Source organism: Bartonella gliris, assembly GCF_045277155.1.
Lineage (GTDB): Bacteria > Pseudomonadota > Alphaproteobacteria > Rhizobiales > Rhizobiaceae > Bartonella > Bartonella gliris.
Genome location: NZ_CP123962.1, coordinates 726155 through 738672 on the forward strand (window position 1 = coordinate 726155; position 12518 = coordinate 738672).

Here is a 12518-nt window from a genome sequence, read left to right on the forward strand (position 1 = left end):
AAATTGTTAAAGTTTTGTAAGATTTAAGGTCATAACAACACATAATTATCAATAAAGCCGTACCAATTTAAACAACATCGATTTTTCTTCATGTCATATCTCTTTTAACCCAACGGCATTTTTGACCGTTTTTCTTTGGCAGAATTTAAAATAATTATTTTTTCTTGTCTGTACCACCTTATCCGGAAAAAAATGGTGCTTGCACCAATGATGATAATGATCAAAGGTGATAACCATAAAAACCATGTTATTTTATTAAAGGGTGGTTTCAAGAGAATAAATATACCATATCGCTCAACAAGAAAATCAATAACCTGCTGATTGCTTTCCCCCATTTTCAATCGTTCACGGATCAAAAGCCGTAAATCACGTGCCATTGAAGCATCTGAATCATCAATCGATTGATTTTGGCAAACTGGACAACGCAAATGTGATGAAATCTCACGCGCACGCGATTCCAAAACTGTATCCTGTAAAATTTCATCCGGCTCCACTGCTATCGCTAACGACAGAGAAAAAAGAGGGACCCCAAAAAGCAAAATCCAAAACAGTCCCTTTTTCATCTTAATGCCTTTTTAGCAAATTTAAAACAGGAGGCTATACGTTGATATCCACCAATACGGAACCAATAACCAAAAAGAGAAAAACATCCACCCATAGCCATCATCAATGCCCCCAACCAAACACAAACCACGTAAGGCTTCCACCATATATGTAAAACAAGCCCCTGATCATCTATACGTCCCGGCACAATATATAACTGAGATAAGCCATGATTTTGAATACCAACTTCCGTTGTTGACATATTCTGAGTTGAATAAAATCGCTTTGATGCTGTTACATTGCGTACTGCATTTTTATTTTCATATATTTTAAAATGAAACGCCATGACAGAATAATTCGAACCAGCGCCTTCATGCACTTTTTCAAAAACAATAGTTTTACCAGCTATTGTAACCATATCTCCTATATGCATGATGAGAATACGCTCTTGCGTAAAAGTCGCAACACAGACAATACCGAATAATGTAACACCTAACCCCATATGTGCCATTGCAGCGCCAAAAACTGACCATGGCAATCCCCAAAATCTCTTAACCCGCACCGAAAAAGCTATTCTGCGATGTCCACTTTTTTCCCAAAGATCAACTAAACTGCCTAAGAAAACAAACGCCGCAAGTCCAATTCCTAAAACTGCAAAAATATCGCGTAAAGATGCTGCATAAAATGTTATAAAACAGGTTACACAGACTAATATGAAAATAAACCACAACCGCTCAACAACTGCAAGAAAATCACCACGTTTCCATGACATCATTGATCCAAATGGAACCAACAACAACAATAACGCCATTAAAGGCCCACAAGTAAGGTTGAAAAAGGCAGCACCTACAGAAATTCTTTGCCCAGTTAATGCTTCAATAAAATAAGGGTAGAGTGTGCCAATTAATACTGTTGCTGTTATTGTCGTAAGCAACAAATTATTTAAAATAATAAAACCTTCACGCGAAATTGGCTGAAATAATTTCCCTGTTTTCAAAACAGGTACGCGCAATGCAAAGAGAAAAAAAGCTCCTCCCGTGAAAAAGGATAGAAGTGCAAGAATTGCCTGCCCGCGTGCTGGATCAACAGCAAAACTATGAACAGACATTAAAAGACCTGAACGAACAAGAAAAGTTCCCATAAGAGAAAGAGAAAAAGTAAAAAGTGCTAAAAATAAAGTCCAAATTTTCAATGTCTCCCGCTTTTCAAGAACCAGAGCAGAATGCAAAAGGGCCGTTCCTGAAAGCCAAGGCATAAATGAAACATTTTCAACTGGATCCCAAAACCAATAGCCCCCCCATCCTAACTCATAATAAGCCCAATAGGATCCAACCATAATACCCAAGGTCAAAAAGCACCAAGAAAGAAGAATCCAGGGACGAACCCAATGCGCCCAAATCCTATCGATATGTCCCATAATCAATGCAGCTATTGCAAAAGAAAAACAAAGTGAAAAACCAACATAACCTAAATAAAGAAGTGGTGGATGAATTGCTAAAGCAATATCCTGCAAAAGAGGATTGAGATCATTTCCCTGCAATACCGGTGGATTAACACGTAAAAATGGATTGGATAAAAAAAGAATAAATAAAAGAAAAGCACTCGTAATGAAACTTTGGCAGCTTAAAACTAATGCTTTAAGCTGTTGTGGCAAATGTTGGCTAAACAACGCCATCAATGTACTAAAAAAAGTCAGACTTAAAACCCATAACAACATAGATCCTTCATGATTACCCCAAACACCAGTGATTTTATAAAGCATGGGTTTTTCCGAATGAGAGTTCTCGACAACATTCAAAACAGAAAAATCAGATACTATATGAGCATGAACAACAATCAAAAAAGATAAGAGTAATAATGCAAAAGTAATATATGTTAGGGGAACTGCTGTTTGCAGCAATGAACGCTCCCTCCACCAAACACCCAAAGCGGATAAGAAAGCCTCTAATAAACTCACGGCAAACGCTGCAGCTAAAAAAATATGACCCAGTTCAACAAGCACGATCGAATTATTTCTCCACACTGTGATGTTTATTCAAGCGATCAGCTGTGTCTTTAGACATATAAGTTTCATCATGTTTTGCCAAAACACGCTTACCAATAAAAAGCCCTTGTTTATCAAAATACCCTTCCACGATAACGCCTTGCCCTTCACGAAAAAGATCAGGTAAGATACCATCAAAAATAACTTTTTCGTGTTTTGCATTATCAGTTATGAAAAAAGTAACTTTCATCTTCCCAAGATATTGAACCGTTCCTTTCTCAACAAAACCTCCTAAACGCAAAGGACGCCCCATTATAATATCTTCTTTTGTAATTTCAGATGGCATTCGAAAAAAACTCACCGTATTACGCATTGCGTACATGATAAGACTTGTCGCAATTCCCACAATGAAAAAGCATAAAAAAATCATCAGCAATCGCTTTTTTTTGCGCTGCTTTAAAATAACTTCCAATGAAAGAGGATTCTTGAAAGATTGACTGTTCATAGATACTCTACGAAAAATACTTTTATAAATGCGTTGTATATATAAATGTGTTGTACCAACGTTCATTCATCATTCATATGCTTTATCTTTTAAAGAGCTTCGCATATCCTGTAGATAGGTGCAACTTCTTATCCAAGATCTCTCCTATTTCTTCTCCCCGCGTGATGCTCTCCTGATTTTAATAATCTTAAACTGGCCACACTTACTTTACTAGGCATTCTAATCAGATGAACCACGTAACTTTATTATCTTTTCTTCAACACGCGACCGCCCTGCAAAATCCTTAGGCATTGTACCAAGAAAATTTTCTAAAAACTGAACTGCCTGTGCAGACTTCCCTTCTTGGCAAAGCGCTTCAGCTAACAATAAACGAGGATAAAAATCATTTGGTGCCAAATCGGCAGCTTTTTGAAAAGCATTTTGCGCTTCTTGCGTAATCATTCCCCCCTCATAACCAATCAATGCTAGACCATACCCTACAAGTCTTGGAGCTGTTTCTCCATTCAAGCGAAGCGCATCTAAATAAATATTCACAGCATCCTGAAAATAACCTTCCTCGAGATATCCTACTGCCAACGCGTCCGCTAATCTGCCATCATTAGGTGTACGAAGAAAAAGCACTTGTAAACGAACAAGTTGTTCACGCTTACTGAGTGCCTTTGGATCCTTATTCATTAACTCACTAAAAAAATAACTTTTAACTTCTGGATTGCCTGTTAAACCGTAAATGCTCCATGTCATAAAAAGAACAAAAAAAATACTAAGAGCTTTAATAGCCTGTATACTTTTACAACGCTTACAAGACTTGTCAGATTCAACCAAACACGTATAATTTCTGTCAATATTAGTAGTTGAAACGTAGCTATTTTTGGGAGGTTCACACTTAAAGTACAACGAGAAAAAAAGAGCTATCGTCAAAAAAATAAAAAAAAGTGTAACCAAAATTAACAATAGCATATCACTTTGGTACCAATACAAGAATTAAAAAGCGTAATCAATTATCCTCCCTCCCCCTCATGCGCTAAAACATTAATGTAAAATGATAGAACACTATTTTTTCACATATGGCTAAAGAGCTTATTTGTATCTTCCAAGTACAAACAGATACAGCTTCAGACTCCTGAAATTATTCTCTGCTTCGTGCATTATGCAGACAAATATTACTCCATTCTTACAAACTTTAATATATACATACCTCAAATAGAGAGTAAATACGTTTACCGTCTTGGTAATAAAACTTTCGCGTGTAACCCGCCCAAGTTAGAACGCGATAAAAAAAGACTTCCACCATATTCATTGACCAGATCTGAAACAATCGCTAACCCTAAACCTGTCCCCGGCTTACTTTCATCAAACCGCCGACCTCTTTTTAAAGCTTCATCAATTTTGTCTTCTGTTAAACCAAAACCATCATCTTCTACGAGGATACTGAAAAATTCTGCTTCTTCAACATTTTCTTCTAAACAACAGGAAATTAGAACTTTTTTATGAGACCACTGAGCAGCATTCTCTATCAAATTCCCTACAACTTCCTCTAAATCTTCCCTTTCACCAGAAAAAACAATATCACCAACCTCCATGAAAAACTGAAACTGTTTCTCAGGATTAAGCTTTTCCATAACCCGCACCAAACGATCAATCACTGTGCGAACAGATGTGTGATAAACGACACTGTCGCATTGTGCTGCAATCCGAGCACGCTGTAGATAATGATTTATTTGAGACTGCATCATTTTAGTTTGCTCTTTCAATAAAAGAGCCTGTTCTCCATGCATCTTATCAACCTCATTCATAATTACTGATAGAGGCGTCTTCAATGAATGTGCAAGATTACCAACCTGTGTTCGAAACCGTTCAATAATACGTTGATTATTATTAATGAGAGCATTCATCTCTTGTGCTAACGGCATAATTTCGCTTACTAAATCTGTATTCACGTAATTAACTCTGCCTTCACGAATATCATTCAATGCTTGTCGGATAAGTTTCAATGGTTGAAAACTAAAGAAAATAATAGCAATGTTAATAAGAACACTGCCTATACCAAAACTCCACAGAAAAATTTGCAAAGTTCGCTTAAATTCCTGAACTTGTGCATGTGCCTCATCAATATTCCCAACAAGTCGAAAACGTGCAATATGATTGTGATTATCAAGAACAACATCACTCTCTATCACTTGTAGCTTCTGACCATTGTTTCCCTTTATCCGATAAGAACGAAAGAATTTATTGTCAAAAGGCATATCGACATCGCTGGGTGAAAATATTTTCTCAGTTCCTAATGATGGAGATGTCAGTCTTCCTTGTAGATTAGCTGATACAGCAACGACTTCCCAATACCAACCGGATGTTGGATCTGAATAACGAATATCATCAATCCCCAAACTTCCTTGCAAATTCCCTTCAGGTGACACGGTCACTGTCGCAATAAGACTGTAAAGCTGAGCAGAAAGGATACGCTCTAAACTTTGTTCACTTGAGCGCCGATAAAATAAAATACTAACTGCAGAAATCGATGAAAGCGAAATAACGACCCACAATGTTGATAAAATCATAACACGCAAGCTGAGAGATCTACCGACAAAAAAAAACAGCCCCCTAAGCCCGCTCTTATTCTTCAGAACTCTCATTAATCACCTGGCATTTTTACTCTATAGCCCAATCCACGAATGGTCTCAATTAAATCCACCCCAAGCTTTTTACGTAACCGTCCTACAAAAACTTCAACCGTATTCGAATCCTTATCAAAATCCTGATCATAAAGATGTTCGGTAAGCTCCGTCCTTGAAACTACCCTATCGCAATGATGCATGAGATACGAAAGAAGTCTGAATTCATAGGATGTTAATTTAACCAACTGACCATCAACAAAAACACGAGAAGTTTTTGTATCCAACAAAACCTCACCACAACATAACGTGCTCGTCGCATGACCTGTCGCTCGACGAATTAAAGCCCGTAACCGCGCCATCACTTCCTCTAAATGAAATGGCTTAACAACATAATCGTCAGCACCTGCATCAATGCCAAGGACCTTATCAGACCAGCGGTCTCGCGCTGTTAGCACTAAAACAGGCATCAAATACCCTTCTTTGCGCCATTTTTCAAGAATACGAATCCCATCTAGACGTGGCAAACCTATATCAAGAATCACTGCATCATAAGACTCTGTGCTTCCTAAAAAATAGGCTTCTTCACCATCGAAAGCGCTATCCGAGACATATCCCGCATTTTTCACAGCTTCCGCTAATTGATGGTTGAGATTCCGATCATCTTCAACAATTAAAATACGCATCACAACATCAGCTAAATACTAATCTAGGGGAACGGAGACTTCAACACGGCGCAGCTTTTTACCCTCACGGGCAGGCACGACGACCACAACTACACACATATTTCTTCCATCCTGAACAATAGGTGTTGAACGTACTAATACCCCACTCTGTTGGACAGCAACTCCCTTGCCTACTTCAGCACATTCAGCGGCCAAAACAGAATCCGTACCCAAAAAAACGGCTATCATTATAAATAAGAAAATTTTTTTCATCATAGATATTTTATAATTTACTGTAGATGAATATAAAATGAACAATACTCTTTGCCTCTTCCGCTTTTTGTCTATTCAAAAATCACGCAGGAAAAATAACATAACCTCCGTCCAACAGAATACCCCATAAATATTACCCAAAACTCTCATGATTTCAAACTAAAATCTCCTCAAAGATTACATAAGAATTGCAAGAGAAAAAATTTTAAACAAATCATAAAAAATGAAGAAATAATCTATAAGAAATAAATTGTCGTAACTCTAAAATAAATTCTTTCTCTATTGGCACTATAGCAAAAAAGTACATTTACTCCATATAATAATTATAGATTTATTTTGTTGTATCATTTTGTCACAGGCTCTCTTTTAAATGTTTCATTTTTTTAAAAAAAAGAAAGCACAATACAATAAACCATTCCATAGTCCTGCACTCATCGAATTAGATGCAAAGTTAGATACAGCACTTTATCATATCCGTTCTGCTAACAGTTTCTTTTGGAACAGAGCAAAAATCGTCTCACAGTTTTTTCATATACAAGGGTGGAAACGATTTATTATCGAACTTCTTGATGAAACACTGACATTAGGATTAATTGCTTTTACTGTTTTCACCATCACTGGTATTTCCGTTTTTAAATTAACTAAAAAAGACTGGTATTCTCCTAAGAAGTTTTCTATTCTTTTTCTAGATCGGTATGGAAATCCTATTGGTCACCGTGGTGCACTACCGGCTATATCTGTCCCCGTTGAAGAAATGCCCGATTACGTTATTAAAGCGGTTCTCGCGACAGAGGACCGCCGTTTTTTTGATCACTGGGGTATTGATTTGCATGGTCTCACGCGAGCAATCTCACAAAATATGCAAGCAAACAGTGTCGTTCAAGGTGGTTCAACCCTTACACAACAACTGGCTAAAAATTTGTTCTTAACGAATGAAAGAACGATAACACGAAAAATCAAAGAAGCCTATCTTGCCATTTGGCTAGAAGCAAACTTCAGCAAAAAACAAATTTTGCAACTTTATCTTGACCGCGCATATATGGGAGGAAATAATTTTGGTATCGCAGCAGCTGCAAAGTTTTATTTTGGTAAAAACATACGCGATGTATCCCTTAGCGAATCCGCTATGTTAGCAGGACTCTTCAAGGCCCCAACCAAATACGCTCCCCATAGCCACCTCTTTGCTGCTCAAACACGTGCCAATGTGGTACTTTCTAATCTTGTTAATAGCGAATTCATGACCGAGAGCCAAATTATCAACGCCCACCGCCATCCTGCTAGCGCTCTTACAAAAGTAAAAAATAATCAGTCTGATTATTTTCTTGATTGGGCATTCGAAGAAGTTAAAAAAATAAGTGCTCATCTTCCAAGCCATAGTTTAATTGTTCACACCACTCTTGATCCAGATATTCAAAAAGCAGCAGAAGAAGCGGTCACATATCATTTACACCAATACGGTCAACAATATCGTGCAACACAAGCGGCCACCGTCATACTCGACAATAACGGAGCTGTCTGTGCAATTGTTGGAGGAGTAGATTACAGTAAAAGCCAATTTAACAGAGCAACACAAGGGGGCAGACAGCCTGGTTCTTCATTTAAACCTTATGTTTACGCTGCTGCAATGGAACATGGTCTATCTCCCTCAACAATAGTCTTAGATGCCCCCATTCATTGGGGAGGCTGGTCACCCAAAAATAACTCCGGTCGTTATCTCGGTAAAATCGATTTAGCAACTGCTTTAGCTTTTTCTATTAATACAGTGCCTGTTTATCTTACCTATCAATATCTTAATCGCGATACCCAACCCATCATAGATCTGATCAAAAATATGGGGATTCATGCACATATTCTATCACACAAAACGATGGTACTAGGCACATCCAATATGACCCCAATGGATCAAGCCACCGGTTTTAATGTCTTTGCTAATGGGGGAATTGCTGGAAATCGCCATGGTTTCATGAAAATCAGCACAACAGATGGGCATGTGGTGTGGGACTTCGAGCATCATGGTAATAAGACACATCGGGTACTCAGTGAACAAACAGCAGCCTATATGAACCAAATGATGGTTGGTGTCACAACACGAGGGTCCGGTAAACGTGCTGCTCTCCCCATGACACTTGTTGCTGGGAAAACTGGAACATCACAATTCTATCGTGATGCGTGGTTTGTTGGCTTTACCGGTAATTATACTGGAGCTGTATGGATGGGCAATGATGATTTTTCACCAATGAATCGCGCTTTTGGTGGTGGTATTCCTGCCATGATATGGCACCGCATTATGCTCTCTGCACACCAAAATATAATGCTCAAACAGCTCTATGGAGTTAAAGATTCTCTCCTCCCTTATCAATCAGCAACACTCCCTTCGTATAATGATTCTGAGCAGACAACCCCAATATCCCACACACTCTCGCATGAAACATTGAATATTGTACGACTGATTAACAAAGATCTGAAACAGACATCTACAATCTTTTCGAAGACAAAAACACTTGGCGCTTCAACACGTTAAATTCGAGATATTCTATAATGTTTCTTAAGATTATTATTCCTTTTTTAATTTTTGTTTTTTCCATTTTATGTGGAATGTTGAGCGTCAATTATATGCTTAATTCCTTTAACAATTTTGATCGATTCACAATTGGTGAATGGAGTGCTTACCCACAAGTGGGAACTGCCAACACTGATCCCTATACCCGTGCACGTGCTGCCAAAAGAGGTGAAATTTCTATTGGACACACAGAAGGCCTTATTTTCCAAATTTGGAAAGATAATCACGGGCGTCCACTCCATCCACATTGCCATTATTTGCTCAAAGGACAGATACCTGAAGCGCGTCTTTTTACTCTATATACAGCTGACAGATCCCTCAAACCTTATACTTCATCCAAGGAGATACCTTTCGAACTTTATACCGACAATATTACCTATGAAAGTGATGGCTCATTGCGCATCAACATCGCCCCCACACCACAAACCGGCAATTGGCTTGCAACGGTTAGTCAAAAAGAATTCGGACTTATTCTTACTTTGTACGATACCTCAATCATCTCTGCAACATCGTTACAAAAGCTTACAATGCCTTCTGTAGAACAAATTCCATCAGGACAAAAAAACTGTGATTAGATTCATTCACGCCGCGCTTCTTGCAATCATTGGCGCTATCATTGTTCATATTTGTGTTTTATTTTTGATACCCTATTGGACGCAAAATAATATATGGACACAGCTTAAAAAATCCGGAAATCCTTATCAATTTGTTGACTTAGACCACAGTAGTCCTATTCATCAGACTGCTGATCCCTTCTTTCTTCTTAAAGTTTGTAGATTTAATCTCGAAAATGGCCCTGTTCATTTAAAGACTTTAAAGACAACCCAATTTTGGTCACTCGCTGCCTACACACACGATGGAAGCATTATCTATAGCCTTAATGACCGAACAGCCCCTGATGCGACACTCGATCTCATCATTGGAAAACCTATACAAATCATAGAACTCAAACAATCAAAGTCTCAAAGAAACGCCAATTCAGTTTTAGTTGCTAAAAATTTGGATAAAGGTTTTGCTGTCTTACGCATCTTTACTCCCTCGTTACTTGCAAAAAAAGAAAGCGAAGCCTTCTTTTCCTCTGTAACCTGCCGCATATTCAATGGATAAAATTACATCGATTTTCAACTGTACAACAGCTCACTTTCTATAAGTACGAATTAAAAGTGTACTCAAATATTCATTTTCAACCACAATCAACCAAATATAAGAATTAGAATGCAATTCTTATCGCAATTTTAAACACATAAACTTTTTATTGAAGTAAAAATTATCAAAAATGGCCTGCACAACACTCTTTTGTTGAAACACTCATCTGCGATAATAAGCACGCAGCATAAATAAACATATTGATGCAAACTATGAAATAAAACGCGGTTTGTGTCGCACCTAAATCGTATCATGCTCGATAGAGAATATTCCTTGCAACCAGAAGAGAATAAATGAGAGCAACATGTCAAAATTTTGGACAAGTAAATTCATCACAAAGCTTGTGATTTGAGCTTATTTTTATATTGTTACAACCATTTTCCATAAAATCCAATCAATCTATAAAGAAGATGAAAATTGCTTATATGAATTGATGAGAATAACTATAGGAGGTTTATGGGAGATAGAGCATCCTTGATCTTAAAAATAAGTGCTTTACTTTTGTCATATGACTGGAAGCTTTCTACAAAGTATGACATCTAAGAGAAATTTTGCTTCTGGTCTGAGGTTGAGGGGAAAAGAATTTCATGAAGAAGACATATGTTCGGTTAATCTCAAGGGCAGCGGTATGGTCTCCTCGCTTTGGTGGTTTGGCATTCTTTATTTTGTTATTTTCAATGTTTTTACAGCGATTTTCCGCAATTCATGCAATCGACTTCATAATTTTAATCATCATTTCTGCTTGCTGTGTTTTTGTTTCTCTTTTTCTTGCTGGAAAAGCACTTTACAGCTTGTGGGTATATGGTGCTCTGGGTGGAATGAAAGCTTTAAGAGGTATCATTTATTCGTTGATAACAGCTACACCATTGGTGTTCTTTTTCGGATTTTGGTTTGCTTTGCCAGCTCTCCATGATGTTTCTACTGATACACAAAACCCGCCAGCTTTCTTTCGCACAATGCGTCCCCGTGATGCTTTACCGCTCAAAAGTGTTTTGACGAAGCAAGCAACATTACAGATGTCGGCATGGCCAGAAATGTCAGGACGTCGTTATGATGGTTCACCTAATCGTATTCGCGAATCCGTTCTCAATGTTTTAGCAGCCTATGATTGGCCTGTTGTAGCACAACGAGAGTTTAAAGGTAAAGAAGATGAACTTTATATTGAAACAATGGCAAAAACTTTTTACCTTGGCTTTATTTCGGACATTGTCATTCGTTTAACTGATGAAGGGGATACAACTTTTGTTGATATGCGCTCTGCTTCTCGTTATTTGCCAAGAGATTTGGGAACGAATGCTGCTTTTATTATCGATTTTATGGATGCACTTGATACAGAAATCGCGTCACTTCCTCTCTCACAAGACGATGAATAACAATCAAGAGAGATAAGGCATTTTATGCCCATAACAATTGCCTATTTTTCAATAAACATGATACATAAGCAAACAATCACTTTTCAAAAACTATAAACTGATAATCCTTATACAAAAGATAATAATCTCAAAACAACTCATGCTTGAAATAATTAAAAAGATTTAAAATAGGAAATAAAAACCAGAATTCTTGATGATAATACTGATTTAAAGTATCTATCCCAATGTAATCAGTAAACATTTTTTTAAAGACAAATAGTATATTAAAAACAATAACTTATTTTTTATAAATAACTCTACAAATAACACCTTATAATATTCTTAAAATAATATAACAACTTTATTTTATATTATTTTAAAATTCTTATATATTCAATTAATAAATTTCCAGCATAATATAATATAAAAAACATAATTGTTGATAATATTGTCCTTTTTATACTCCAGTTCTCACCTTTAAATATATTGTAAAAAAACATTAAAAATCCATATATAAACGTTGTCAATAGGGAACTAGTAAAAGTATTCATAACAAAAAAATCCAAAATAAAATATCTATTATATTTAAACGCAACATAAATAAAACAAGACGCTAAAAATAACAAAAAGAACCCAACAAATGTCTTAAGCGCTTCCTTTATACTATTTTTCCAACTGTCACCACTGTATCTATAAATTAATGTAAATGAAAATATAAAAATAAACATTGAAAACAACAAATCAAAAACACTACCGTATAAATATAATAAATAATTATTGTTCATAAAAATAAATCATACAAATAAAAATGTTATAGAAAATAATATTATGAATATAATTAACAAAAATGTACTTAACAAAATTTTTTCCAATTTCTTTTT

At 36.6% G+C, this 12518-nt stretch carries 11 protein-coding genes; 4 read left to right on the plus strand and 7 right to left on the minus strand.

Annotated features, from left to right (window positions below; genetic code table 11):
- Nucleotides 1-104 precede the first annotated feature (104 nt).
- The 7 genes from QHG54_RS03215 to QHG54_RS03245 form a co-directional block, all read right to left on the minus strand.
- Nucleotides 105-563: a cytochrome c-type biogenesis protein gene (locus tag QHG54_RS03215; protein ID WP_406604426.1), complete on the minus strand. Its 459-nt coding sequence runs from the start codon at nt 561-563 to the stop codon at nt 105-107.
- The gene (locus QHG54_RS03220) at nt 560-2545 is read right to left on the minus strand and encodes a heme lyase CcmF/NrfE family subunit (RefSeq protein ID WP_406604427.1); all 1986 of its coding nucleotides are present in this window, start codon (nt 2543-2545) and stop codon (nt 560-562) included. Before QHG54_RS03220 ends, QHG54_RS03215 begins: the two co-directional genes overlap by 4 nt.
- 7 nt (nt 2546-2552) lie before the next feature.
- Nucleotides 2553-3032: a cytochrome c maturation protein CcmE gene (ccmE, locus tag QHG54_RS03225; protein WP_317992988.1), complete on the minus strand. Its 480-nt coding sequence runs from the start codon at nt 3030-3032 to the stop codon at nt 2553-2555.
- 219 nt (nt 3033-3251) lie between these two features.
- Nucleotides 3252-3989, minus strand: coding sequence for a tetratricopeptide repeat protein (locus QHG54_RS03230; protein WP_406604428.1), 738 nt, complete (start codon nt 3987-3989; stop codon nt 3252-3254).
- 260 nt (nt 3990-4249) lie between these two features.
- Entirely contained in the window at nt 4250-5662 is a 1413-nt protein-coding gene (locus tag QHG54_RS03235) for an ATP-binding protein (RefSeq protein WP_406604429.1), read from the minus strand.
- Nucleotides 5662-6327, minus strand: coding sequence for a response regulator transcription factor (locus tag QHG54_RS03240; RefSeq protein ID WP_317992985.1), 666 nt, complete (start codon nt 6325-6327; stop codon nt 5662-5664). Before QHG54_RS03240 ends, QHG54_RS03235 begins: the two co-directional genes overlap by 1 nt.
- An 18-nt stretch (nt 6328-6345) precedes the next feature.
- Nucleotides 6346-6582: a hypothetical protein gene (locus tag QHG54_RS03245; protein ID WP_317992984.1), complete on the minus strand. Its 237-nt coding sequence runs from the start codon at nt 6580-6582 to the stop codon at nt 6346-6348.
- Nucleotides 6583-6949: 367 nt separating this feature from the next.
- Between QHG54_RS03245 and QHG54_RS03250 the strand changes: the two genes are divergently transcribed.
- The 4 genes from QHG54_RS03250 to QHG54_RS03265 all read left to right on the plus strand — a co-directional run bounded on the left by QHG54_RS03250 (nt 6950) and on the right by QHG54_RS03265 (nt 11658).
- A complete protein-coding gene (locus QHG54_RS03250; RefSeq protein WP_317992983.1) occupies nt 6950-9100 on the plus strand; it encodes a penicillin-binding protein 1A in 2151 nt (716 codons plus the stop codon).
- 17 nt (nt 9101-9117) lie between these two features.
- Nucleotides 9118-9714 carry a DUF1214 domain-containing protein gene (locus QHG54_RS03255; RefSeq protein ID WP_317992982.1) on the plus strand — a complete coding sequence of 199 codons (597 nt, stop codon included), beginning with the start codon at nt 9118-9120 and terminating at the stop codon, nt 9712-9714.
- A complete protein-coding gene (locus tag QHG54_RS03260; RefSeq protein WP_406604430.1) occupies nt 9707-10246 on the plus strand; it encodes a hypothetical protein in 540 nt (179 codons plus the stop codon). The genes QHG54_RS03255 and QHG54_RS03260 overlap by 8 nt, the downstream gene beginning before the upstream one ends.
- A 626-nt stretch (nt 10247-10872) precedes the next feature.
- Nucleotides 10873-11658, plus strand: coding sequence for a DUF1499 domain-containing protein (locus tag QHG54_RS03265; RefSeq protein ID WP_317992980.1), 786 nt, complete (start codon nt 10873-10875; stop codon nt 11656-11658).
- Nucleotides 11659-12518 lie beyond the last annotated feature (860 nt).